Source organism: Streptomyces sp. NPDC090032 (assembly GCF_044748025.1).
Taxonomy (GTDB): Bacteria; Actinomycetota; Actinomycetes; order Streptomycetales; family Streptomycetaceae; genus Streptomyces.
On sequence record NZ_JBIVFF010000017.1, the window covers coordinates 1 to 23,461 of the forward strand.

Genomic DNA, 23,461 nt, shown 5'->3' on the forward strand with positions numbered 1-23,461 from the left:
GAGCCCTTGATGATCAAGGGCTCCCGACTCTCGCGTCTGTGAGAGATCGTCTGTCAGACGCGTCTGTGAGAGATCGTCTGTCAGAGATATGGCGACCCGGATACATCAACCACGTGTGTCTGGCGCTTGCCACCTGTCTTTTCCACGCTCGGGCCCGGTGCGACCACAGCGGTATGGCCGTCCGCGAAGGTCACTTGATAGAGAACCCTGCTCCCGCCAGGAATGATCTCATTGACTCTCACGGTCCTGTCGCCCCTCGGGCTGTGCAGGGTCAGATAATCGCCCTTCTTGGCTTCCATGTGATCAGCCTCTAATGCTGACAGCTTCCGACGCCTCGGATGGGGGCACCGTATCCACTCAATCCCGATGGTTGTCGATCCGCAAGCGGAGCGGAATTCCCCACTCGTGCCCAGCCTCAGCTCCATCCAGCCCGATGCCGCTCTGTGCTAAAGATAGCTTTTGCCCGAATGCGGGGAAATCCGGCCGAGAGAAGGTGCAGTGGTACTAGCAGTCGCTCAAGAGACCATGGCACGATGGCAGTTCGGCATCACCATCGTCTACCACTTCCTCTTCGTCCCGCTGACGATCGGTCTGGCTTCCATCGTCGCGGGATTCGAGACGGCCTGGGTGCGGACGGCCAAACCGAAGTATTTCCACGCCACGAAGTTCTGGGGAAAGCTCTTTCTCATCAACATCGCGATGGGGGTCGTCACCGGCATCGTCCAGGAGTTCCAGTTCGGCATGAACTGGTCCGACTACTCGCGCTTCGTCGGTGATGTTTTCGGTGCGCCGCTGGCGATGGAGGCACTGATCGCCTTCTTCTTCGAGTCCACGTTCATCGGCCTGTGGATCTTCGGCTGGGACAGACTTCCCAAGAAACTGCACTGCGCGTGCATCTGGCTTGTCGCCATCGGCACCTTGCTCTCCGCCTACTTCATTCTGGCGGCCAACTCCTTTATGCAGCACCCGGTCGGCTATCGGATCGACAAGGAGTCCGGGCGGGCCCAACTCACCGACATCGGCCGGGTGTTGTTCCAGAACACCACGCAGGTGCAGATGTTCCACACCGTGACCGCGGCGTTCCTCACCGGCTCGGCTCTGGTGATCGGCATCTCCTCGTACCACCTGCTGCGCGCCAAGCGCGGCAAGGAGACGAACCGCCAGAACATCGCGCCAATGCGCACCTCGCTGCGGGTCGGTCTGATCATCGCGGTGGTGGCAGGGCTGGGCACCGCGCTCAGCGGCGACCGTCTGGGCAAGGTCATGTTCGATCAGCAGCCGATGAAGATGGCTGCCGCCGAGGCGCTCTGGGACACACAGGGTCCGGCCCCTTTCTCGATCTTCTCGATCGGCAACGTCTCCGAGGGGCACAACACCGTCGCGCTGGAGATCCCGGGCCTGCTGTCCTTCCTCGCCAAGGACAACTTCCACTCCCCCGTCCCCGGCATCAACGACAGGGCCCGTGACCAGGCGGCCGAGTTCGGCGGTGAGCCGGCGGACTACATCCCGAACATCTTCATGACGTACTGGGGCTTCCGCCTGATGATCTTCTTCGGGATGACCAGCTTCGTGGTCGGCCTGATCGGTCTGTGGACCACGCGGCGGAGGTTCTGGCTGACGCAGGCGCGCAAGACCGACGACGACGAGCCGCCGATGCTGATGCTCACCGACAAGGTCGAGATGAACGCCTTCTTCACCAGGTGGAGCTGGCGCGTCGGCATCCTCACCATGGCGTTCCCGCTGGTCGCCAACAGCTTCGGCTGGATCTTCACCGAGATGGGCCGCCAGCCCTGGGTGGTCTACCACCTGATGCGCACCTCCGAAGCCGACTCCCCCCACGTGACGACCGGCACGGTGATCGGCTCCATGACCGCGTTCACCGTGCTCTACGCGGTACTTGCGGTGATCTGGGTGAAGCTCATTGCCAAGTACGCCATGGCCGGCCCGGACTCCGGTGAACAGCCGCCGACCAAGGACCCGACCCTGCGCGGGCCCTCCGCACAGGACGCCGACCGGCCCCTTGCCCACGCGTACTGAGGACGGATCGTCATGCACCTCCACGATCTCTGGTTCATCCTGATCGCCGTCCTGTGGATCGGCTACTTCTTCCTCGAGGGCTTCGACTTCGGGGTCGGCGTCCTCACCAAGCTGCTGGCCCGCGACCGCACCGAGCGCCGGGTCCTGATCAATACCATCGGTCCGGTGTGGGACGGCAACGAGGTCTGGCTGATCACGGCCGCCGGTGCGACCTTCGCGGCCTTCCCGGACTGGTACGCCACGATGTTCAGCGGCTTCTACATCCCGCTGCTGATCATTCTGTTCTGTCTGATCGTGCGGGGCGTGGCCTTCGAATACCGGGCCAAGCAGTCCGGCGCGCGCTGGCAGCGCAACTGGGAGGGGGCCACCTTCTGGACCTCGCTGGTGCCCCCGTTCCTCTGGGGCCTGATCTTCGCGAACGTGGTCCGCGGTCTCGCGATCGACGCGGACAAGTCGTACGTGGGCGGCCTCGGGGACCTGTTCAACGGATACGCGATCCTCGGCGGCTTCATGATGCTGGTGCTGTTCGTCGCCCACGGCGCGGTCTTCACCGCGTTGAGGACGCTCGGCGAGATCCGTGACCGGGCCAGGACGCGGGCGACTCAACTCGGGGCGCTGGCCGGAATGCTGGCGTCGGCCTTCCTGATCTGGACGCAGGTGGACTCGGGCAACGGCTGGAGTCTGGCCGTGATGATCGTGGCGCTCGCGGCGCTGGCCGGGGCGCTCGTCGTCACCCGGCTCGGGCGTGACGGCTGGGCATTCATGCTGTCGGGGCTGACCGTCGTGGCGGCGTTCGCGATGCTCTTCCTCGCCCTGTATCCGGACGTCATGCCGTCGACGCTCAACCCCGACTGGTCCCTGACGGTCGCCGACGCCGCTTCGTCGACGTACACGCTGAAGGTCATGACGATCGTCGCGGTGGTGTTCACACCGATCGTGCTGATCTACCAGAGCTGGACGTACTGGGTCTTCCGCCGGCGGATCGGCGTCCAGCACATCCCGGTGGGTCACTGACCAGGCGGGCCGGGTCCGCGCCGCCGCACGCTCGGCGGGCCTGACGCCCTGATCGCGGGGCTGACCGTGACCGGCACGGCCGCGCTGGGCGTCTATGGCGTGGCCGGTGGTGCGCTCCGCTCTGTGTGTCTGGCACCCGTCCGCGGGCCGGCGACACCCCCGGGCGCTCGCCTCGGACGGCTCCGCGCCATAGGACAACGTGAAGAGCAATCGGACGAGCTGGTTGCCGCAGGCGACGGTGTCCCCGGGCAGGTGGCGCCCATTGATCGACCGGCATAGCCTGGCTGGAACTGGAATTTTGTCGGCTTATGCCCCTAATTGCATGGTCGAAGGGTTGAGTCTCTTGAGCATCGACAGTGAGGCGCCGGAAGAACTGGAACCCAGGGTCGGGCCGATCCCCAAGGAGGATCCGGAGTACCACCCCTACCACCACCCGGCGGCCGGCTGGGGTGCCGCGAAGAGCGTGACTCAGTTCCTCGTGCGCGAACGCGAACTGGTCGACGGCCCGCGGGCGATCATGAAGATGAACCACGAGAACACGGGCTTCGACTGTCCCGGTTGCGCGTGGCCGGACGACACCAAGGGCCTGAAGCTCGACATCTGCGAGAACGGCATCAAGCACGTCACGTGGGAGATGACGCGCAAGCGCGTCGAGCGCGACTTCTTCGCCGCCCACTCGGTGACCGAGCTCTTCGAGTGGAGCGACTTCGAGCTGGAGGACCAGGGCCGGCTGACCGAGCCGATGGTCTACGACCCCGATACGGACCACTACGTCCCCATCAGCTGGAAGGACGCGTTCGAGCTCGTCGGCAGCACGCTGCGCGGGCTCGAGAACCCGAACCAGGCTTCCTTCTACACGTCCGGCCGGCTCGGGAACGAGGCCACGTTCCTCTACCAGTTGATGGCCCGCGAGCTGGGCACGAACAACCTGCCCGACTGCTCCAACATGTGCCACGAGGCCAGCGGACGCGCCATGACGGCGTCCATGGGAACCGGTAAGGGAACCGTCGACCTCAAGGACTGGGAGAGCGCCGACGCCCTGTTCATCATGGGGGTCAACGCCGCCTCCAACGCGCCCAGGATGCTCACCGCCCTCGCCGAGGCGTACCACCGCGGCGCGCAGATCGTGCACATCAACCCGCTCGTCGAAGCGGCCGCCACCCGCACCATCGTCCCGCACGACTTCCTGGACATGGCGCTGTTCAAGACCACCAAGACCAGCACCCTGAACCTCCAGGTGCGGATCGGCGGCGACCTGGCGCTCCTGCGCGGCATGGCCAAGGCGGTGATCGAGGAGTCCAAGCTGGACCCCAAGGCGCTGGACCAGGAGTTCATCGACCGCCACACCACCGGCTTCGACGCGTACCGGGAGCTGTGCGAGAACACGTCCTGGGAGGAGCTGGAGAGGCAGTCCGGGGTCAGCCGCGACGACATCCTCAAAGCGGCGCGCGTGTACTGCGATGCCGACCGCAGCATCGTCAGCTGGTGTCTGGGTGTGACCCAGCACGAGCACGGCGTCGACACCGTCCGCGAGATCATCAACCTCCTTCTCCTGCGCGGCAACCTGGGCCGTGAAGGGGCGGGCCCCTCCCCCGTGCGTGGTCACAGCAACGTCCAGGGGAACCGCACCTGCGGCATCGATCACCGCCCCGACGACGCGTTCCTGGACCGCCTCGCCGCGAGCTGCAAGATCGACCCGCCGCGTGAGCACGGCCTGGACACCATCGGCACCATCCAGGCCATGCGCCGGGGCGATGTGAAGGTGTTCGTCGGCATGGGCGGCAACTTCGCCCTCGCCGCGCCCGACTCGCCGATCACGTACGAGGCCCTGCGCAACTGCGACCTCACGGTCCAGGTGAGCACCAAGCTCAACCGCAGCCACCTCGTCCATGGCCGCCAGGCGCTCATCCTGCCGTGCCTCGGCCGCACCGAGAAGGACCACCAGCGCAAGGGCATCCAGAGCACGTCCGTCGAGGACTCGATGAGCATGGTGCACATGTCCGTCGGCATGAAGCGCCCCGCGTCGCCGCACCTGCTGTCCGAGCCCGCGATCGTCGCCGGGATGGCCCGCGCGGCCCTGCCTGCCAGCTCCACCCCGTGGGAGTGGTACATCGAGGACTACGACCGCATCCGCGACACCATGTCCCATGCGCTCGACGGCTTCGAGGACTTCAACCGCCGCGTACGCCTGCCCCTGGGGTTCCGCCTGAAGCAGCCCGCCCGCGAACTGGTCTTCCTCACCCCGTCCGGCGGCGCGGAGTTCTCCGACGCCGCCCTGCCCGACGTCGTACCCGCGCCCGGCACCCTGGCACTGGGCACCATGCGCTCCCACGACCAGTGGAACACCACGATCTACTCGGACAACGACCGCTACCGCGGCATCAAGAACCTGCGCGAGCTCGTCTTCATGAACAAGGCCGACATGCGCGAGCGGGGCATCTCCGAGTTCGAACCCGTCGACATCACCAGCACCGCCAGGGACGGCAGCCACCGCTACCTCAACGGCTACCTCGCCATCCCGTACGACATCCCGCGCGGCTGCGCGGCCGGGTACATGCCCGAGATGAACGTGCTGTGCGCCCTAGTCGACTACAGCACGCAGAGCGACCAGCCGATCATGAAGCACGTCAAGGTGACGATCGAAGCCGCCACCTGACCGGAGAACGCGTGATGGCGGGGCGCCGGCCGGGCTGACGACCGACCGGGGCTCCGCCGCGTTCGATGAGCGTGCACTCGGCCATGCCGCCGCAGTTGCAGAAATCCGCTCCGGCGGCCGTGGCGGGTGCCGCTAACCTGACTCGGTGACGACTCAGGTGATCGTGTTGAACGGTGGGTCCAGCTCGGGCAAGTCCGCGATCGCCCGAAGTCTGCAGGCGGTGCTCCCGGATCCGTGGCTCACCTTCGGGATCGACTCGCTGATCGAGGCGATGCCCCCGTCCATGCGGGAATCGGGGGAAGGAATCGAAGTCGCCTCGGCCGGCGGGGTCAGCATCGGGACGGTGTTCCGGGAGCTGGAAGCAGCATGGATGCAGGGGGTCGCGGCGACAGCCGGTGCAGGCGCCCGGATCGTCATCGATGACGTCTTCCTCGGCGGGTCGGAGTCCCAACAGCGGTGGCAGAAGGCTCTGGGCGGACTGAGCGTGCTGTGGGTGGGCGTCAGGTGCGACAGCGAGGTCGCCGCGGGCCGCGAGTTGCTCCGCGGGGACCGGGCCCAGGGGATGGCCGTATCGCAGGCGGAGACGGTCCACCGGGGCGTTGTCTACGACCTGGAGGTGGACACCACGCACACCGAGTCCTCGCAGTGCGCGCGGGCCATCGCGGCCCAGGTCAAGTGACTTCTGGGGGACGGCCCGGGCGCTGTCACCATGAAGGCGCCGTTTAGGGTGCGGTCATGACCTCGCAGAACTACCTCTCCGAACTGTTCTCCCTCGACGGCCGGACCGCTGTGGTGACCGGCGGCAGTTCCGGCATCGGCAAGGCCATCGCCGGGGCGCTCGCGCGCGCCGGGGCGAGTGTGGTGATCGTGGCCCGCAAGGAGGCCGAACTCGTCGCCACCGCCGATGAGTTGACGGCACAAGGTTGCCGGGCGGCCTGGGTGAGCGCGGACCTGAGCACCCGCGACGGGGTGCGCGCGGCGGCGGAGCAGGCGGCCGGAGTGTTCGGCGAACCCGACATCCTGGTCAACAGCGCCGGGATCAACCTGCGGCCCCCGATGAGCGAGCTCGGCGACGAGGTGTGGGACACCACGATGGCGCTGAACCTGGAGGCGCCCCACCTGCTCGGCCAACGGTTCGGCCCCGGCATGGCCGAGCGCGGCTTCGGGCGGATCATCCACATCACTTCTCAGCAGGCGCACCGGGCGTTCGTCCAGAGCGGCGCGTACGGGGTGTCCAAGGGCGCCCTGGAGGCGCTGGCCCGCTCGCAGGCCGAGGCGTGGTCGCCGCACGGCGTCACCTGCAACACACTCGTGCCGGGCTTCGTCATGACCCCGCTCAACGCGCGCCTGTCGTCCGACCCGGAAAAGGTGGCCGCGCTGGCCGCCCGCACGATGGTCGGTCGCAACGGCCTGGCCGAGGACTTCGCCGGAGCCGCGGTGTTCCTGGCCGGCCCGGCATCCGCCTACGTCACCGGCCAGGCGCTCTTCGTCGACGGCGGATTCTCGGTTCACTAGCCGCCCGGGGCACCAACGGCCCAGGACGGGCCCAACTGCCGTAGACATCACGCCAGTTGGAAACGCGTCAGCTGGAAGCCTGCCGGTTGGAAATCCCGCCAGTTGAAATCAACTACGCATCGCGGTCGGCTTCCCGAGCCGCGCGCTCCAGTCGGTCACAATGGTCCTTCCACCACGCCGGGTCGCCCGGGGGCATGTTGTCGCTGCCCTTGTTCATCCCCACAGCGCCGTCGACGAGTTCGCGAATGATGTCGGCGTGCCCGGCGTGGCGGTGCGTATCGGCGATGACGCGTACGACGGCATGGTTCAGCGTCACCTCGTCCCTGCCGCTGGGCCACCACGGCACCTTGCCGACCGTGGCCAGCGGCAGCGCGTCGATCGTCGCGTCGGCATGCGCCCACGCCCGCCGGTAGAGCTCCACGACGAACTCGCGTGACTCCTCGGCGGTGACCCACATGTCCGCGTTGGGCTCGGCGCCCTCTTCGACCCAGGGCAACGGCTCGCCGGACGGCCGCCCGAAGGTGTCACCGAGGTAGCCGAGTTCCACGCAGGCCGCGTGTTTCACCAGGCCGAGCAGATTCGTTCCGGTGGGTGTCAGCGGGCGGCGGACGTCGTACTCGGAGAGCCCTTCGAGCTTCCACAGCAGTGCGTCGCGGGCGGATTGCAGATAGAAGTGAAGGTCAGCTTTGGGATCCGATGCGGTCATGGGGCAAGTCTGCCGCCCACGCGATCGTCGTCGCCCTTATCCGGCGAACATTATGAACGCTACTGGTCACGTCATGGGATTCCGGCTCCGCCGTCCCTAGCATCTCCCCCGCCGCGCAACGGTGCGCGCCGCAGGACGAGGAGTAGCCGCATGGGCATGACCAGACGGATCGCATCGGGTTTCCGCAGGAGGTCCGGGCGTTGGGGCCTTCGGCGTCTCCGAGGCGCGGCGGCGGTTGCGGGGATCGCGGGTCTCGTGGCCTGCGCACTTCCCGTACCGGCTTCAGGTTCGACTTCCGTTTCACCGGCCACCGCCACGAGCGGACCGGCGTCCGCCGCCTGCCCCGCGAATCTGGCCGGGAAAGCCACTTGTTACACCGGCCAGGACTCGAACGGCGCCTACTACGCGATCGCCGTCCCCGAAGCATGGAACGGCTCGCTCGTGGTGCACGCCCACGGCGGCCCCGACCTCGGCGCGGGCTCCGATCCGGACCGCAGCGTCGACGACCTGAGCCGCTGGGCGGTGATGGTGGACGAAGGCTACGCCTGGGCCGGTTCGTCGTATCGGCGTGGCGGTTATGGGACCCGGATGGCCGCCGCCGACACCGAGCATCTGCGTCGTCTGTTCGTGACCGAATTCGGGAAGCCGAGGCGGACCTACGTTCATGGCCAGTCCTGGGGCGGCAACGTCGCCGCCAAGGTCGTCGAGACCTACGGCGCGGCGAAGCACGGCCCGTACGACGGAGCGCTGCTCACCAGCGGCGTTCTCGCGGGCGGCTCACGCGGGTACGACTACCGGGTCGACCTGCGCGTGGTCTATCAGTACTACTGCCGCAACCATCCTCGGCCCAGCGAGCCTCAGTACCCGCTGTGGGAAGGGCTGCGCCCCGACTCGACCATGACGGCCACAGGGCTGCGGGCGCGCCTTCAGGAGTGCACCGGGTACGCCTCGGACCCCAAGGAGCGGACGGCGGCTCAGCAGCGCAACCTCGATGACATCCTCGCGGTCACGAAGATCCCCGAGCGCACCCTCGAGTCACACCTGCGGTTCGCCACGTTCACGTTCCGCGACATCGTGCAGAGCCGCCTGGGCGGGCGCAATCCGTTCAGCAATCAGGGCGTACGGTATTCCGGTTCCCACGACGACCGGGCGCTCAACGCCGGGGTCGAGCGGTTCTCGGGCGACCCGAGCGCCGTGCGTGACCTGTCCTACGACAGCGACCTCACCGGCAAGGTGACCATCCCCGTTCTCACCATGCACGCGATCGACGACCCCACCGCGTTCGTCGAGCACGAGGCGGCCTACCGGGCCGGGCTCCAAGGCGCCCATCGGGAACGGCACTTGGTGCAGACGTTCACGCGGGAGAGCGAACACAGTGAGCTGAGCAATTCCGAGTACGCCAACTCGATCTCCGCACTGGACTCCTGGGTGCGGACCGGGAAGAGGCCGGCACCGAGTTCGATCGCGGCCTCGTGCACCGCGTTCGACCGCAGGTACGGCACCGGCTGCTTCTACGATCCGGCCTTCTCTCCCAGTTCCTACGCGTCACGGGTCAACCCACGGCCGGGCGGCCTGCGTTGGCCGGCCATGACCGCCGCCCAGGAGAGGTCCTGGAGCCGGATCGACGGGGTGGGAATCGCCCCCTGAGACCGACTAGCCTGCCTGATACCGCCCGAGCCACCTGAGACCGACTGAGACCGCCGGCGTCGAACTGACCCGACGTCGGCGCGGTCGAGGGCCGCCCGTTCGCGGTGTCGTCACACCGTGGTGATCATGCCCCCGTCGATGACGAAGTCGGAGCCGGTGACGTTCGCGGTTCGGTCGGAGGCCAGGAGCAGTACGAGTTCGGCGACCTCCTCGGGGCGGGTGAAGCGGCCCGTCGCGGCGCCGCCCGCGACCTGTTCGACGACCGCGTCCGCCTCAAGACCCCCGGCCTGACCGACAGTTGCCGCCACACCGTCCTTCGCAAGCCACATGTCCGTGACGACAGGACCCGGACTGACCGTGTTGACCCGGATGCCGCGCGGTCCCAGCTCCTTGGACAGGGACTTGCTGAAGCTCAGCAGGGCCGCCTTCGCCGCCGAGTAGTCCATCACGAGCGGGTCGGGCAGACGGGCGTTGATGGACGCGACCGTGATGATCGACCCGCCGGTGCGCCGGAGCATCAGCGGCAGGACCTCGCGGGTGGCGCGTACGGAGGCGAGGAAATTGATGTTCAGGGTGGTCGTCCAGTCCTCGTCGGTGACGGACGAGAACCCTCCGGTGCGTGGCCGGACCGCACCGACGTTGTTGACGAGGATGTCGGGTGGTCCGAAGGCGGAGGCCGCCGCCTCGACGAGCGCGGCGGGCCCGTCCGGAGTCGCCAGGTCCACCTCGACGGCCCGGACGGACCCTGCCCGGGCGAGGTCGGCCAGTTCGCCGCCCACATGGCGCGCCCCGGCCGTCACCTGGACTCCTTCGGCCACGAGGGCCTTGGTGATCGCCAGTCCGATGCCCTTGCTCGCACCGGTCACCACCGCGGTTCTGCCCTGCAGCTTCAATTCCATGGGACGCCTTTCTGCGCCGAGCGGCCCGGCCACCGCACGAACGGGACGGCGTTTCACGATACGGATTCCGAGGGCGCGCGCGGCGCGACGCGCGGCAACGCCGTGTGGCACGAAATGGGGGACATGGCGCTGTAGTCGGTCTGCCCTGGCAGGATCGGTCACGATCGCGGCCCACTGCTGATGCAGGCCGGCTGATGCAGGAAGCACGCCGCCGCCTCCCCTCACACAGTGGTGCGCGGGCCGTCCCACGGGACATGGCCCACCGCCCGGCCGTGCGGGTCGAGCAGTCGGCCCATGCGCTTGGCGGTGATCAGCGTGACCGTGCGGTCGACCACGCGCAGATCCGGTAGTTGCTCACACATATGGGCCTCGAACCCCGTGACATCCTCCGTCGTGCGCAGCCATGCGATGACCAGGAAGCCCGCGCTTCCGCTCACGGCGCTGCACAGCCGGACCTCGGGCATGAGGCCGAGCGTGCGTGCCGCCGCGGTCAGTCGGTGGGCGGGAAGGTCGATGCGGTAGGTGGCGGTGAGCGGCCAGCCGGCGGCGCTCTGGGCGAAGTCGCAGCGGAAGTGGACGGACCGCGTCTCCACCAGCCGCTGGAGTCCCCGGCGCACCGTCGCCTCGCTGACATCAAGATCTCGGGCCAGATCCTGGTGGCTTCGCCGCCCGTCCTGGCCTAGGGCGGCGATGAGTGCCGCGTCGGCGGTGGCCGCGGTCCGGGAACGATGCGGCGGTTGCTGCTGAGGCACCAGGAGTGAGCGCTGCTGCCGGTCCAGGGCGCGCATGCGCCAGCCGCTCCCCTCCTGGTAGAGGCGCAGGCCGAGGTGGACGGCCGTCGCCTCCACGCCGGGCGCGGTGGGCAGGTCCCGGCGGACCAGGGCCGCGAGGGCGGCCGGCGTCGGGGCGGCCACGGTCAGGAAGAGATCGAAGTCACCCGTCACCTCCTCGACGCTGAGGACTTGCGGCAGCGCGCACAGGTGGCGCGTGACTTCGTCGACGGTGTCCGGTCGGCAGCGTACGTCGACGTAGGCGAAGCTCGTCGTGCTCGCGGACGGGTAGGCCGTCAGCCACGCAAGCCCCTGGCCGGCCAGTCGGTGCCAGCGCCGGGCCGCGGACGTGGCATCCACGCCGAGTGCAGGACCGATCTGTGACCAGGGGGCACGCGGGCTGTGCTGGAGGGCCTCGATCAACGCCAGGTCCGATTCCTGAAGCGAACCGGCCGCCGCATCCCGGCGGCGTGGAGGGGCCTCAATGCTGCTATCGGGCATGACGCACACGTCTCCGTCGAATTCCAGCGTTGCCACGGTCGAGTGATCAACGATCCCCATCCTGGACTCACTTCGGCCCCGGTGTCGACCCCCGACCCCCGGACCTCGCCGGAGACCTGGGAGGACTGACATGGAGACCGACGGATCCCGGACCGCTGCCGCGCCGCGCGAAGGCGTTGCCCTGCGGGACGGCCTCGACGCCCGGCTGCCCGGACTCGGCCTGATCTACCGCGATCTGCACTCCCATCCCGAGCTGTCCATGCAGGAGCACCGCACGGCAGGGGTCGTCGCCGCGGCGCTGCGCGGGCAGGGCTGGGAGGTCACGGAGGGCGTCGGTGGTACGGGGGTGGTCGGGCTGCTGCGCAATGGCGAAGGACCCGTGGTCGCGCTCCGGGCCGACATGGACGGCCTCCCGGTACGCGAGGCGAGCGGGCTCGACTACGCGTCCACGGATACGGCGGTGTCGCCGGACGGCGACCAGGTGCCGCTCATGCACGCCTGCGGCCACGATCTGCACACGGCGGCCCTGCTCGGCGCCACCGGCCAGCTGGCGGCGCACCGGGACCTCTGGCGCGGCACCGTCCTGGCGGTCTTCCAGCCGGGGGAGGAAACAGCCGCCGGGGCCAGGGCCGTGCTGGCCGACGGTCTCCTGGAGCGCTTCCCGCTGCCCGACGTGGTGCTCGGACAGCATGTGGGGCCGCTTCCCCTGGGCTCGGTGGCCACGCGCCCCGGCGTGGTGATGGCCGCGGCGGACAGTCTCAGGGCGCGTCTGCTCGGGCGCGGCGGGCACGGTTCGGCTCCGCACACCACGGTCGACCCCGTGGTCATGGCGGCGGCGACCGTCATGCGCTTGCAGGGCATTGTGGCCCGCGAGGTCTCGCCGACGGAGTCGGCGGTGGTCACGGTGGGCTCGCTGCGGGCCGGCACCAAGGAGAACATCATCCCCGACGAGGCCGAGCTCAAGATCAATATCAGGACGTTCGACGCCGCCGTGCGTGAGCGGGTGCTCGCCGCGGTGCGCCGTACCGTCGAAGGTGAGGCGGCGACCTCCGGAGCGCCTCACCCCCCGGAGTTCAGTGAGCTCAACTCCTTTCCCCTGACGGTCAATTCGGACGGGGCGACGGAGCGCGTCATGCAGGCGCTCGGGGCGGGTGGCGCCCAGGTGCACACCCTGCGCTCCCCGCTGTCGGGCAGCGAGGATTTCGGTCTGCTCGCCGCAGCGGCCGGGTGTCCGTCCGTCTTCTGGTTCTTCGGCGGTACGGAGCCCAGCAGCTGGGAGGGAGCCGATCCGGCCGGCGAACAGCCGTCCACCGTGCACGGCAACCATTCGCCCTTCTTCGCACCGGTGGCGGATCCCGCCCTGCACAACGGGGTCACGCATCTGCTCGACGCCGCCGCGGAGTGGCTCGACCCGGTGTGAACCCGGCACCGAAGCCGGTTCGGGGCCCGTCAGCCGCAGCTGAGCCGTGCCATCGGGTCGTAAGGCAACGCGCTCAGCCGCGGCCCTCGGGACGCCGTGCGACGAAGACGAACTCCTTGCCGGGGCGGTCGGCAGCATCACGAACGCCGTCGACCACGAAGCCTTGAGCGGTCAACTGCTCCTCGATCTCCGGCCGTTCACGGAAGCGCAAGGTCGAGTCGGACGTCAGCACCTCACCGTCCGCCGAGAATACGTAGGTCCAGCGAAACGCCACCAGTGGCAGGCTCACGTCGGTCACCTCGACCCAGCTCTCGACCGCACCGACTCCCGGGATCCGCGTCACCGCGTACGACTCCTCACGGTTCCACTCCTCCCAGGCACGCCTGGCCGGGTCCCGGGTCTCGAACACGAGACGGCCCCCTGGCCGCAGTGCCTCGTACGCCCCGCGCAGAGTCTCCTGCCAGAGGACCGGATCGACGATGGCCTGCGCGACGTTCGCCGTCATGGTCGCGAGATCTGTCCGCAGCGGCGGGAGCCCTGTCGCGTCACCGCAGATCCAGCGCACCCCCTCGCTGCCGGTCTTGGCCCGTGCCACATCGACGGACGCCCGCGCGGGGTCGACCCCGACGACCTCGATCCCGCGTTCGGCGAGCAGCAGCGCGAACACTCCCGTCCCGCAGCCGATGTCCAGCACGCGACGCGCTCCGAACTCCTCCGCCATACCCACGTACGCGTCGAGATCGCTGCGGTCAGGATCGAGCGCGTCGTACACGGCGGCGAGCCGTGGATGTTCAAATCCCTCATCTGGCATGCGACCGAAGGTATCGGGCACGATCCGTGAACCCCCGCTAGCTTTCGGCCAGTTCCGCTCGGCACAACCGCGGCGCGCCGTCATGTGTCCAACCACGGGACGCCGGCAGGAGCCGGCAACGGGGAAACGGGGACGCGGACCATGGAGAAGTACAGGGTCACCCAGCACATCACGCGGTTCTTCTGGCTTCCGCGCGGCACGGAACGGCGTCAACCCACGTCGTACGCGCGCCTGACAGGGATCTGGCTGGCGTCGATCGCCGTCGGGACGGCGGTCACCGCGGCCGGTTGGGACGAGGAGTACGGCGGCGCCGACATCATGACCGTGATCGTCGTCCTGAACGTCATCGACGACATCATCACAGGGGCGCGGCACCGTTGGCCGGCCGCACTCGCGGCAGTGGCCCTCCTGTACGGCGGGAGCCGGCTCACCGGCGCCGTCCTGTCCGACTCCCCCGAACCGGCCTGGGCCACGACCATCGCCACGGCCGTCGGCGTCACACTCGCCCTCGCGGCAACGGCCGCCGTCACCCGGCTCCCGCGACGCCCGGCGATCACTGCCCGGTGAGCCGCATGGCACCCCCGGTTCGCCCCGCAGGTCGAGCGGCATCGGTACGTACGCCGTGGCAGACTGCCGCTCGCCCTGCGCATCGCGGCGGGCCAGCTTCTGGCCGCATGACCATCGAGGTTCGCCCGGCTTCGGTCTTCGGGGATGTCCGTACCCTCGTCGGCCCGAAGTCGCCCGAGTCGACCGTCTGCTGGTGACTGAGTTACCGGATCCCTTCCAAACTCAACAACGAGATCCGTGGACCGGCCCGCGGCGAGTACGTCGCCGAGCTGTGCCGCACGGGTCCCCCACTCGGAGTTCTCGCCTACGACGGTGCCGAACCCGTCGACTGGGCCGCTGTCGCACCACGCGCGGACACCTCTTTCGCGCGCAACCGCAGGCTCCCCCATGTCGACGACCTGCCGGTGTGGTCGCTGTGGTGCATCCGGGACCGCCCCGGCCACCGCAAGAAGGGCATCTCGCACGCTCTCATCACGGGCACCGTCGAGTACGCCCGCGCACAGGGCGCACCGGCGATCGAGGCTTACCCCTTGGACAACGGCGACGCGAAGGTCGACCTCACGATGGCGTACGCGGGGCTGCGCAAGAACTTCGAGCGCGCGGGGTTCACCGTCGCCGCTCGGACCACCTCGGCGCTGGCCGCCCACCCGAGGGTCCTGATGCGACTCCGCCACGCCGTGTCGCGGCTCCCGGCCGGTGGCTCGATGCCCAGGCGGCGGACGGCGTACGGCGAGAAGTCCAGGGCCTGGTCGTGTCCGTACGCCTCAGAACAGAATCCCCGAGCCGCACCGGGGAGTCGTCAGCGCTCGGTCCACGGATCTCTTGGCTGTGAGGCGCCATCGGGCCGGTGCGTGGCGGACCCATCCGCCTACGGGCCCCGTGCACCCGCTGAGTAGGATTCCCGAACCTCGCTCCGAAGGGTGAGGCCCAGGGTGGGGATTCGGGCAGCGAGGGGCATATGAGATCCGGAATCGGGGACTTCGTCCGCGCGGGAGTGTGCCTGCTGCTTGCCGTGGTACTGCTCGGGGCCTCCTGGCCGCTGTGGCAGTCCGCGCAACGGGCACGACAGGACGACGTCGACTTCTCGAAGGTGGCCATCGTCGAGAACGGTCGTCGCACGAGCCAGTTGAAGGTGTGTGGAGACCTCAACCGCAAGCCGTACTGCCTGCAGCGCGAACGCGTCACCGTGCGGGACTCCGACTACACGCTCAAACGCTCCCGCACCAAGTACACCCTGGAACTGACCAGGGCCGACCACCGCCGCACGATGGAACTCGCCTACAGCGACACCCGCTCCCACGACGAGCGGGACTCGGTGTACGGGCGGGCGCGGGCCGGGGAGCCGGTGACGCTGTTCTGGTGGCGCGGCTCGGTTCGCATGATCCAGGCCGGGAAGGACAGCGGCGACGACAGGTCCGTCGTACACACCAGCCGCTACCCGGGCCGGCTCTTCACTACACCCGCGGCCCTGGCCTCCGTCCTGTGGGGGCTCGGACTCGGGCCGCTGTGGGCGGCGATGTGGCTGCTGACGCGCGGTCGGCGCAACCCACTGACGATGGCATGGCAGTGGCTCGCACCCGTACTCGCCCTGGCCACCGCGGGCGGCGCCGGGGCATTGGCGGCGTTGATCGAACCCCGGCCCCGAGCGGTCGTGCTGAGCTTCGCGGTGGCGGCCGTGGCCCTACTGGCACCCGCTCTGCTCTGGCTGCGGTGGTGGACGCGCACCCGGCTGCCGCGCAAGTGCGACGTGGAGCCCGTGGAACCGGTCGAGGTGCACGCGGTGGACGGCGCCGTCTCCGGCACAGGGCCGTGGAAGCTCGCCATCAGGGGCCCGCTGTACGTGGGACCCGACGTCATCGGCACGACACCGGACCCGGCGGCGAAGGTGGCGCTGAAGCCGCTGCCGGGCCCACTGCGGGTGGTCACCGTACGGCCCCCGTATCGCAGCGACCCGCGCGCAGTACGCCGGTACTCGATCCAGCCCTACCTCGACGAGGAAGCACGCGCGCGCATAGCTGAGAATACGCACTGGTACAACTCCCGCTACCGGCAGACCCAACCGACCCACCCGCTCGTCGCCGTCTGCGAGGTCCTCGACGGCCCGGGCCGGGGCTCGGAGGTACTGATAGCAGCACCGGAGCAAGACATGCCGGAGGTGCTGGGCGCCATCGCCGCCCACGCTCGGCGGCGGCAGTGAGCCGCTCCCGCGGGCCGCTCGAGCAGGCCCCCATCACGCGTATCCGAGTGAGGCTTCAGCGGCTGCACGGGATAGCAGTCACGAATGCATCACTCAATATTCATATTTCCTTCACGTTCTCTACTCACGTACTACCCTGATCCCGCCTGTAACACCTCAGGGGGGACAACATGACCAACGCGTACACAACGCCGCCCGCACCGCGTCCGGTTGACACCCGTCCGCTGCGTAAGCGCAAGCGCGTGTGGCTCGGCGGGTCGGGCCTGCTGCTCACCGGTGCGCTCATAGTGGGCGCCGGAAACAGCGATCAGCAGCCCGTCGCCGCCGAGGCCAAGCCCGGGCCGACCGTCACCGCCACCGTGACGGCCACGCCGAAGCCCGCGCCGACCGTCACCGAGACCGTCAAGGCCAAGGAGAAGCCGCGCCCCACGGTCACCGTCACGAAGACCGCCCAGGCCGCCGCCGGCACAGGCAGCGACAACGGCAGTGGAAGCGGCAGCCAGGACACCACCGGCACCTGCTCGATCGTCTCCAACTCAGGGAACTGCTACTCGGCGGGCCAGTTCTGCCGTAACAGCGATCACGGCGCCCTCACCACCAACGAGGGCGGCACGAGCATCAAGTGCGTGTACAGCTCCAACGCCTGGCGCTGGAAGTACGCCTGACGGCACATCGCCTCACCGAGGCGGACCTCGCACCGCGTTCACTCGCGCCGGCCTGCCACTCGCGTCCGATTGATCGAATGAGTGCCGGACACACGCCCAGGTACCGGACCGGCTTGACGGCTGCTCGTCGCCGCCGATCACGGCCCGCGCAGCCGCGGGGACGTCATGCAGCTGACCAGGAACCCGCTCCTGCGGTAGTCGTCCGTATCGGGCCGCCGCGTACTTCATTCTGCTCGCAGCCGAGACCTCACATCTCCGGTGGGACGGGCGGCAGAATCGTCGCATGCAGCCGGTCTTCGTTCTCGTACACAGTCCGTCCGTGGGTCCCTCGACCTGGCACCCTGTAGCTGAACACCTGGAGGCGGCGGGTCTCCAGGTGCGGGTGCCGTCCCTGCTTCACGTCGCTGCCGGCCCCCCACCCTTCTGGCCCCGCGTCGTCAGCGCCGTCCGGGACGACCTCCGGCAGGTCCCGGACGGCAGCCCCGTCACGTTGGTGGCACACAGCAACGCGGGCTTGTTCCTCCCCGTGATGCGCGCGGGTCTCGACCATCCGGTGACCGGCTCGGTCTTCGTCGATGCCGCGCTGCCGGCCCGTACCGGACCAACTCCTGTCGCGTCACCGGAGCTACTGGAGTTCCTCACCCCCATGGCCGTGAACGGCACACTGCCGCGCTGGACCGACTGGTGGGACGAGGCGGACGTGGCCCCCATGTTCTCCGATCCGACGACGCGTCGGACCGTCATCGAGGAGCAGCCCACCCTGCCGCTGTCCTTCTACGAGCAGCACATTCCGGTCCCGGACGGGTGGGACGACCACCCGTGTTCCTACCTGCTGTTCGCCCCGCAGTACGAGGATGTCGCCACCGAAGCGCGCGAACGCGGCTGGCGCGTGGGACACCTGCCGGGTGAGCACCTCCATCAGATCATCGACCCCGAAGGCACGGCCCGGATCCTCATCGAGTTCGCCCGCACACCTTGAGGCGTGAGCCACCTCGCCTCGACGTCACACCAAATGGTTCCGCTCCCGTGCGAGACTCGGGGCATGGCAGGTTCTGGGGACTTCGAGCCGGAGTCGGAGCGGGTTACGCGGCAGCTCCGGGACGACATTCTCGACGGTGTGCGCACGCCCGGCAGCAAGCTCGTCGAGCGCGAGCTGGCGGCACAAATAGGGGTGAGTCGCGTGCCCGTTCGTGATGCCCTGCGCGTGCTGGTCGCCGAGGGTCTGGTGACTCCGCGACCGCGGACGTGGGCGGTCGTGAGGGAGTTCACGCCTACGGACATCGCTGATCTGAACGAGGTCCGAGAGGCCCTTGAGGTGATGACCTTCCGTCTGGCCGCGCAGCGGGGTGACCGCGTCGGCCTCGAGCGGCTCCGCTCCGACCTCGACGAGGAACTCGCGGCCGCCCGGGCAGGAGACGCGGTTCGCGCCCGGCGCGCGGCGGCCGACTTCCACGAGACCGTGACGTCGATGGCGGCCAACGAGTTGCTGAGCGAACTCGAAGGTACGTTGCGCAGCCGGATGCGGTGGCTGCTCGGCCGGCACGACAACCTCCTGGCCATGGCGCTGGAGCACGAGGCCCTCTACGCCGCTGTCGCCGAGCGCGACGTCGCCCTCGTCGAGGAACTCGTCTTCCAGCACCTGGAGAACAGCCGCCGCGTCATCGCCGACAAGCGCCGCTGACCGCCGCTGGGCTCGGATCAGCCCCGTACCAGCTCCAGTTGGTCCGCCACGACCACTCCGTCGTGCAGGACGGTGCGGTCCGTGCCACGGTCCATCACCGCGCTCGACGGTGTCTCGCCGTCGACCAGCAGCAGGTCGGCACGGTCACCGACCGCCAGGCCGGGCCGGTCGGCAACCCCCGCCGGCCGGGCGACGTCGTGGCTCATGATCGATGCCCCGCCGATCGTCGCGACCGCCAGGGACATCTCGATCAGCTCGTCACGGCGGAAGTTGTTGGTGAAGGCCAGCTGCCAGGTGCGGTCGAGCATGTCGCAGTTGCCGTACGGGCTCCAGTAGTCGCGCTGGCCGTCCTCGCCCAGGCCCACACGGACGCCCGCCTCCGTCAGGTCCACCAGCGACAGCTGTCCGCGCGCCGACGGCGCCACGGTGGCCATGGCGATGTCCAGCTCCGCGAAGTCGTCGATGATGCGGCGGCTCACCGACTCGGAGACCGAGCCCAGTTCATAGGCGTGGGACATGGTGACCTTGCCCTGCATGCCGAGCGCCCGGGTGCGCTCGAGGATCAGATCGGTGGAGAACACACCCAGCTCCCCGGGCTCGTGCAGGTGGATGTCCACCTCGACCTGGTACTTCTCGGCCAGCCCGAACACGACGTCCAGGTGCCCCTTGGGATCCCGGTCCAAGGTGCAGGGATCGATGCCGCCCATCACGTCGGCGCCCGCCTTCAGCGAGGCCTCCAGGTATTCGACGGTGCCCTTCTCGCGGAGGATGCCCGCCTGCGGGAACGTCATGATCTGGACCTCGGTCCGACCGGCGAACTTCTCCTTCGCGGCCACGACCGCCTCGAACTTCTCGAGCTTGCAGTCCACGTCGACCTGGGCGTACGACCGCACGCGGGTGGTGCCGCGCGCGATCATCCGCTCCAGCGTGCCCGCGACGCGCTCCACGAGCGGGACCTCCGCCGAGCGCCAGTTCTCCCGGTCGTTCATGGTCATCGTCCACACTCCCGGGCCGCCGGTGTGCGGCCGGAACGGCAGGCCGATGCGGGTCGAGTCCAGGTGCACGTGCACGTCACTGAACGACGGCAGCAACAGCCGGCCGCGGCCTTCCACCACCTCGCCGGCCGGTTGCGCGGCCGGGTCGTGCGGACGGATCGCCGCGATGCGGTCGCCGGACAGGACGACGTCGCTGCGCTCGCCGCCCCACGGACGGACGTCACGGATCAACACTGCTGTCACCTCTCTGTTGTGCTTTGTGCTTTGTGCTTTGTGCTTTGTGGTGCGCTGGTCGCGGTACTGCTGTTCATGCAGCTGGGAACCGGGTTACCGGGTCATCGTCGTGGCCAGTGTCTCGGCGGTGACGTCGGTGTGGTGGCAGGCGATGTCGCCGCCCGGCACACTGTCCGTGCACAACTGGCGGCGCTGTGGGTCAAGTTGCGCATGCACGGGACACCGGGACTGGAACACACAGCCAGGCGGAGGGTCGGCCGGGCTCGGCAGATCGCCCTTCAGCCGGATCCGCCCGCTCCGGTCCGCCGCCGGGTCCGGGTGCGGTACGGCGGACAGCAGCGCCCGCGTGTACGGGTGTTCCGGAGCGCCGAAAACCCGTGCGGTGTCGCCATATTCCATGATCTTGCCGAGGTACATCACCGCGATGCGGTCGGCGAAGTGCTGGACCACCGACAGGTCGTGGGCGATGAAGAGGTAGGCAACCCCGGTGTCCCGCTGGATGTCCTCCAGGAGGTTGATGACCTGCGCCTGCACCGAGACGTCCAGTGCGGACACCGGTTCGTCGCAGATGATCAGTTGGGGGTCCAGGGCGAGCGCCCGGGCGATGCCGACGCGCTGCTTCTGGCCGCCGGAGAACTCGTGCGGGAAGCGGTTGTAGTGGTCGGGGCGCAGCCCCACCCGGTCCATCAGGTCCCGCACCCTGGCCTTGATCCCGCCGGCCGGAGTGATCCGCTGGGCGAGGAGCGGTGCGGCGATCGCGCTGCCCACGGACTGGCGGGGGTTGAGCGAGGACGAGGGGTTCTGGAACACCATCTGCACCCGGCGCCGGTACTCCTGCAGTTCCGAACGGCGCAGTTCGGCGATCTCCCGGCCGTCGAGCCGGACGCTCCCGGACGTCGGCTCGAGGAGGCGCATGAGCAGGCGACCGGTGGTCGACTTGCCGCAGCCGGACTCCCCCACCAGGCCGAGCGTCTGTCCGGCGCCGACCGAGAAGCTGACGCCGTCCACGGCCTTGATCGCGCCGCCGCCGGGCCTGAAGCCACGGGAGCGGATCGGGAAGTGCTTGGTCAGGTCGGTGACCTCCAGCAGCGGCGTCATCGGGCCACCTCTCCGGTCGGTTGCAGCGTCTCGTGCGTCTCTAGGTGGCACCGCGACGGGTGCCCGTCGAGGCCGGTCAGTATCGGGCGGCGCGTACGGCAGGCGTCGTCGGGCACCAGGTGTGTCTTCGGGCAGCGGTCGGCGAAGAGGCAGCCGTCGGGCAGCGCCAACAATGACGGCGGGAAGCCCGGGATGGGCTTGAGCCGCTCGGACCGGCCGGCCAGCGACGGCATGGATGCGAGCAGTCCCTGGGTGTAGGGGTGTCGCGGGTCCTTGAACAGGTTCGCCACGGTCGCCCGCTCCACACACTCCCCGCCGTACATCACCACGACCTGGTGACACACCTCGGCGACCACGCCGAGGTCGTGGGTCACCAGGATCACCGAGGTCCCGGTCTCGTCCTGCAACTCGTTGAGCAGGTCGAGGATCTGGGCCTGCACCGTGACGTCGAGCGCGGTGGTGGGTTCGTCGGCGATCAGCAGCTCGGGTTCACAGACAAGGGCCATGGCGATCATCGCGCGCTGCCGCATGCCGCCGGAGAACTCATGCGGAAATGCCGAGTAGCGGCGCTTGGGGTCGGGGATCCCGACCCGGCCGAGCATGTCGACGGCAGCCTGTGCCGCCGCCCTCTTGGAGACGTCGTTGTGCACCCGGTAGGCCTCGGCGATCTGGGCGCCGACGGGGTAGAACGGGTGCATGGCCGACAGCGGGTCCTGGAAGATCATCGCGATCTTCTTGCCGCGGTAGGCGCGCATCTGCGTCTCGGTAAGGGTGTTGAGGTCCTGTCCGTCGAGGAGGATCTGTCCGGTGACGGCGGCCGTGGTGTCCTTGAGCAGGCCCATGAGCGCCTGGGACGTGACGGTCTTGCCGGAGCCGGATTCGCCGACGATTCCGACGGTTTCCCCGCGCGCCAGGGTGAGGTCCATCCCGTTGACGGCGTGCACCACGCCGTCGTCGGTCGGGAAGGACACCCGTAGATCGCGGATTTCCAGCATGGGCGCGGCTTCGGGCGTGGTCATCAGGCGACCCTCACTCGGGGGTCGATCACCGCGTAGGCGATGTCGACCAGGACGTTGGCGACGATGATGAAGAAGGCGGCCATCATGGTGATGGCCATGGTGACGGGCAGGTCGCCGGCCTGTGCGGCGTGCACCGCGGTGAATCCGACGCCCGGCACCGAGAAGATCTGCTCGGTGAGTACGGCGCCGCCCAGCAGACCGCCGATGTCGAGGCCGAGCATGGTGACCACCGGGGTGATGCCGGCCCGCGCGCCGTGCTTGAACACGACGTTGCGCCGGGACAGTCCCTTCGCGCGGGCGGTGCGCATGAAGTCCTCGCCGAAGGTCTCCAGCATGTTGCTGCGGGTGACCCGGATGTACTGCGCGCTGAACAGGACGGCCAGCGCCACCCACGGCAGGAGATAGTTGAGGAACCAGCCGCCGGGCCCCGCCGCGTCGAACGGCGTGGCGATCTCGTTGGTGGTGAACGGCAGCAGGTCCAGCGTGCTGACGAACAGGAGCAGCAGCAACAGGCCCGTCACCGGAATGGGCAGCGATACGCCGACGGAGGCGCCGCCGACGATCAGCTTGTCGGTGAACCGGCCCTTGCGGAGCGCCGCGAGCAGGCCGAGGCCGACACCCGCGATGGTCCACAGCACGATCGCACCGCTGGCCACCGACAGTGTGTACGGCAGCGCCCGGCCGATGATCGTGGTGACGTCCTCGTTGGTCTGGAACGACTTGCCGAGGCACGGCCAGTTGCACAGGGTCTCGGCGCCGGGCGCGCCGACCGTGTGGCTGCCGACCAGCCCCGACATGTACGTGAAGTACTGGGTGAGGAACGGCTTGTCCATCCCGAGCGCGACGCGGGCCTCGGCGATGCGCTGCGGTGTGCACTCCTGGCCGCAGGCCGCCGCGGCCGGATCCGCCGGGCCGAGCTGGAACAGACTGAACGTCACGAAGCTGATGACAAACAAGAGCACGATCATCGCGACGAAGCGCCGCATCAGGAAACTGGTCATGGGTGCGACCTGCCGGCTCGGGATGAAC

The 23,461-nt window shown here is 68.8% G+C and carries 21 protein-coding genes and 1 pseudogene; 13 read left to right on the plus strand and 9 right to left on the minus strand.

The features are described 5' to 3' along the window. Positions 1 to 80 precede the first annotated feature (80 nt). Positions 81 to 299, minus strand: a complete 219-nt coding sequence (locus tag ACIPWY_RS34005) for a DUF1918 domain-containing protein (protein WP_362907996.1) — start codon at positions 297 to 299, stop codon at positions 81 to 83. Positions 300 to 498: 199 nt separating this feature from the next. Between ACIPWY_RS34005 and ACIPWY_RS34010 the strand changes: the two genes are divergently transcribed. The 5 genes from ACIPWY_RS34010 to ACIPWY_RS34030 all read left to right on the plus strand — a co-directional run bounded on the left by ACIPWY_RS34010 (position 499) and on the right by ACIPWY_RS34030 (position 7,222). Continuing rightward, complete coding sequence (locus ACIPWY_RS34010; protein WP_401536348.1) at positions 499 to 2,037, plus strand: cytochrome ubiquinol oxidase subunit I; 1,539 nt, start codon at positions 499 to 501, stop codon at positions 2,035 to 2,037. A 12-nt stretch (positions 2,038 to 2,049) separates the two neighbouring features. After that, the gene (gene cydB / locus ACIPWY_RS34015; RefSeq protein WP_362907994.1) at positions 2,050 to 3,051 is read left to right on the plus strand and encodes a cytochrome d ubiquinol oxidase subunit II; all 1,002 of its coding nucleotides are present in this window, start codon (positions 2,050 to 2,052) and stop codon (positions 3,049 to 3,051) included. A 343-nt stretch (positions 3,052 to 3,394) separates the two neighbouring features. Next, on the plus strand, positions 3,395 to 5,707 hold the full coding sequence (locus ACIPWY_RS34020; RefSeq protein WP_362907993.1) for an FdhF/YdeP family oxidoreductase: 2,313 nt from the start codon (positions 3,395 to 3,397) through the stop codon (positions 5,705 to 5,707). Positions 5,708 to 5,852: 145 nt separating this feature from the next. Beyond that, the gene (cpt, locus tag ACIPWY_RS34025; RefSeq protein ID WP_362907992.1) at positions 5,853 to 6,386 is read left to right on the plus strand and encodes a chloramphenicol phosphotransferase CPT; all 534 of its coding nucleotides are present in this window, start codon (positions 5,853 to 5,855) and stop codon (positions 6,384 to 6,386) included. Between the two features lie 56 nt (positions 6,387 to 6,442). Further along, positions 6,443 to 7,222 (plus strand): SDR family NAD(P)-dependent oxidoreductase, encoded by a 780-nt coding sequence (locus ACIPWY_RS34030; protein WP_393702309.1) that lies wholly within the window; start codon positions 6,443 to 6,445, stop codon positions 7,220 to 7,222. 112 nt (positions 7,223 to 7,334) lie between these two features. Here ACIPWY_RS34030 and ACIPWY_RS34035 read toward each other — a convergent pair whose 3' ends face one another. Beyond that, positions 7,335 to 7,928, minus strand: coding sequence for a DinB family protein (locus tag ACIPWY_RS34035; protein ID WP_393702311.1), 594 nt, complete (start codon positions 7,926 to 7,928; stop codon positions 7,335 to 7,337). A gap of 156 nt (positions 7,929 to 8,084) precedes the next feature. On the opposite strand from ACIPWY_RS34035, the gene ACIPWY_RS34040 reads away from it, so the two are divergent. Further along, positions 8,085 to 9,575, plus strand: coding sequence for a hypothetical protein (locus ACIPWY_RS34040; protein ID WP_401536435.1), 1,491 nt, complete (start codon positions 8,085 to 8,087; stop codon positions 9,573 to 9,575). A gap of 110 nt (positions 9,576 to 9,685) precedes the next feature. On the opposite strand, the gene ACIPWY_RS34045 is transcribed toward ACIPWY_RS34040, so the two are convergent. After that, the gene (locus ACIPWY_RS34045; RefSeq protein WP_393702313.1) at positions 9,686 to 10,474 is read right to left on the minus strand and encodes an oxidoreductase; all 789 of its coding nucleotides are present in this window, start codon (positions 10,472 to 10,474) and stop codon (positions 9,686 to 9,688) included. A gap of 221 nt (positions 10,475 to 10,695) precedes the next feature. After that, positions 10,696 to 11,745, minus strand: coding sequence for an Lrp/AsnC family transcriptional regulator (locus ACIPWY_RS34050; RefSeq protein ID WP_401536352.1), 1,050 nt, complete (start codon positions 11,743 to 11,745; stop codon positions 10,696 to 10,698). A 130-nt stretch (positions 11,746 to 11,875) separates the two neighbouring features. Here ACIPWY_RS34050 and ACIPWY_RS34055 point away from each other — a divergent pair, with 130 nt between their 5' ends. Continuing rightward, complete coding sequence (locus ACIPWY_RS34055; RefSeq protein WP_362907986.1) at positions 11,876 to 13,165, plus strand: amidohydrolase; 1,290 nt, start codon at positions 11,876 to 11,878, stop codon at positions 13,163 to 13,165. 73 nt (positions 13,166 to 13,238) lie between these two features. Here the strand turns inward: ACIPWY_RS34055 and ACIPWY_RS34060 are convergent, their stop codons facing one another. Then, positions 13,239 to 13,976 carry a class I SAM-dependent methyltransferase gene (locus tag ACIPWY_RS34060; protein WP_401536355.1) on the minus strand — a complete coding sequence of 246 codons (738 nt, stop codon included), beginning with the start codon at positions 13,974 to 13,976 and terminating at the stop codon, positions 13,239 to 13,241. A 141-nt stretch (positions 13,977 to 14,117) separates the two neighbouring features. Here ACIPWY_RS34060 and ACIPWY_RS34065 point away from each other — a divergent pair, with 141 nt between their 5' ends. The 6 genes and pseudogenes from ACIPWY_RS34065 (at position 14,118) to ACIPWY_RS34090 (ending at position 19,086) form a co-directional block, all read left to right on the plus strand. After that, positions 14,118 to 14,543, plus strand: a complete 426-nt coding sequence (locus ACIPWY_RS34065) for a hypothetical protein (RefSeq protein ID WP_362907984.1) — start codon at positions 14,118 to 14,120, stop codon at positions 14,541 to 14,543. 107 nt (positions 14,544 to 14,650) lie between these two features. Next, a pseudogene (locus tag ACIPWY_RS34070) lies at positions 14,651 to 15,211 on the plus strand (GNAT family N-acetyltransferase); the annotation flags it as partial. A gap of 290 nt (positions 15,212 to 15,501) precedes the next feature. Further along, positions 15,502 to 16,740, plus strand: coding sequence for a hypothetical protein (locus ACIPWY_RS34075; RefSeq protein WP_401536357.1), 1,239 nt, complete (start codon positions 15,502 to 15,504; stop codon positions 16,738 to 16,740). A 170-nt stretch (positions 16,741 to 16,910) separates the two neighbouring features. Then, positions 16,911 to 17,405 (plus strand): hypothetical protein, encoded by a 495-nt coding sequence (locus tag ACIPWY_RS34080; protein ID WP_362907982.1) that lies wholly within the window; start codon positions 16,911 to 16,913, stop codon positions 17,403 to 17,405. Positions 17,406 to 17,688: 283 nt separating this feature from the next. Next, on the plus strand, positions 17,689 to 18,384 hold the full coding sequence (locus tag ACIPWY_RS34085) for an alpha/beta hydrolase (RefSeq protein ID WP_401536359.1): 696 nt from the start codon (positions 17,689 to 17,691) through the stop codon (positions 18,382 to 18,384). Between the two features lie 63 nt (positions 18,385 to 18,447). After that, positions 18,448 to 19,086, plus strand: coding sequence for a GntR family transcriptional regulator (locus ACIPWY_RS34090; protein ID WP_401536361.1), 639 nt, complete (start codon positions 18,448 to 18,450; stop codon positions 19,084 to 19,086). 17 nt (positions 19,087 to 19,103) lie between these two features. On the opposite strand, the gene ACIPWY_RS34095 is transcribed toward ACIPWY_RS34090, so the two are convergent. From ACIPWY_RS34095 to ACIPWY_RS34110, 4 genes are all read right to left on the minus strand, one after another. Further along, positions 19,104 to 20,315, minus strand: coding sequence for an amidohydrolase (locus ACIPWY_RS34095; RefSeq protein WP_393702513.1), 1,212 nt, complete (start codon positions 20,313 to 20,315; stop codon positions 19,104 to 19,106). A gap of 93 nt (positions 20,316 to 20,408) precedes the next feature. Next, a complete protein-coding gene (locus ACIPWY_RS34100; protein WP_393702327.1) occupies positions 20,409 to 21,413 on the minus strand; it encodes an ABC transporter ATP-binding protein in 1,005 nt (334 codons plus the stop codon). Then, positions 21,410 to 22,432: an ABC transporter ATP-binding protein gene (locus ACIPWY_RS34105; RefSeq protein WP_393702329.1), complete on the minus strand. Its 1,023-nt coding sequence runs from the start codon at positions 22,430 to 22,432 to the stop codon at positions 21,410 to 21,412. The genes ACIPWY_RS34100 and ACIPWY_RS34105 overlap by 4 nt, the downstream gene beginning before the upstream one ends. Further along, on the minus strand, positions 22,432 to 23,433 hold the full coding sequence (locus ACIPWY_RS34110; RefSeq protein WP_362907977.1) for an ABC transporter permease: 1,002 nt from the start codon (positions 23,431 to 23,433) through the stop codon (positions 22,432 to 22,434). Before ACIPWY_RS34110 ends, ACIPWY_RS34105 begins: the two co-directional genes overlap by 1 nt. Between the last annotated feature and the right edge of the window lie 28 nt (positions 23,434 to 23,461).

Bases quoted from the DNA above. Each gene is read 5' to 3' on its own strand.
- ACIPWY_RS34065 (WP_362907984.1), top strand. From the start codon at position 14,118: ATGGAGAAGTACAGGGTCACCCAGCACATCACGCGGTTCTTCTGGCTT.
- ACIPWY_RS34110 (WP_362907977.1), bottom strand. From the start codon at position 23,433: ATGACCAGTTTCCTGATGCGGCGCTTCGTCGCGATGATCGTGCTCTTG.
- ACIPWY_RS34080 (WP_362907982.1), top strand. From the start codon at position 16,911: ATGACCAACGCGTACACAACGCCGCCCGCACCGCGTCCGGTTGACACC.
- ACIPWY_RS34060 (WP_401536355.1), bottom strand. From the start codon at position 13,976: ATGCCAGATGAGGGATTTGAACATCCACGGCTCGCCGCCGTGTACGAC.
- ACIPWY_RS34055 (WP_362907986.1), top strand. From the start codon at position 11,876: ATGGAGACCGACGGATCCCGGACCGCTGCCGCGCCGCGCGAAGGCGTT.
- ACIPWY_RS34085 (WP_401536359.1), top strand. From the start codon at position 17,689: ATGCAGCCGGTCTTCGTTCTCGTACACAGTCCGTCCGTGGGTCCCTCG.
- ACIPWY_RS34045 (WP_393702313.1), bottom strand. From the start codon at position 10,474: ATGGAATTGAAGCTGCAGGGCAGAACCGCGGTGGTGACCGGTGCGAGC.
- ACIPWY_RS34100 (WP_393702327.1), bottom strand. From the start codon at position 21,413: ATGACGCCGCTGCTGGAGGTCACCGACCTGACCAAGCACTTCCCGATC.
- ACIPWY_RS34105 (WP_393702329.1), bottom strand. From the start codon at position 22,432: ATGACCACGCCCGAAGCCGCGCCCATGCTGGAAATCCGCGATCTACGG.
- cydB (WP_362907994.1), top strand. From the start codon at position 2,050: ATGCACCTCCACGATCTCTGGTTCATCCTGATCGCCGTCCTGTGGATC.
- ACIPWY_RS34005 (WP_362907996.1), bottom strand. From the start codon at position 299: ATGGAAGCCAAGAAGGGCGATTATCTGACCCTGCACAGCCCGAGGGGC.
- ACIPWY_RS34050 (WP_401536352.1), bottom strand. From the start codon at position 11,745: ATGCCCGATAGCAGCATTGAGGCCCCTCCACGCCGCCGGGATGCGGCG.
- ACIPWY_RS34075 (WP_401536357.1), top strand. From the start codon at position 15,502: ATGAGATCCGGAATCGGGGACTTCGTCCGCGCGGGAGTGTGCCTGCTG.
- ACIPWY_RS34035 (WP_393702311.1), bottom strand. From the start codon at position 7,928: ATGACCGCATCGGATCCCAAAGCTGACCTTCACTTCTATCTGCAATCC.
- ACIPWY_RS34090 (WP_401536361.1), top strand. From the start codon at position 18,448: ATGGCAGGTTCTGGGGACTTCGAGCCGGAGTCGGAGCGGGTTACGCGG.
- ACIPWY_RS34030 (WP_393702309.1), top strand. From the start codon at position 6,443: ATGACCTCGCAGAACTACCTCTCCGAACTGTTCTCCCTCGACGGCCGG.
- ACIPWY_RS34040 (WP_401536435.1), top strand. From the start codon at position 8,085: ATGACCAGACGGATCGCATCGGGTTTCCGCAGGAGGTCCGGGCGTTGG.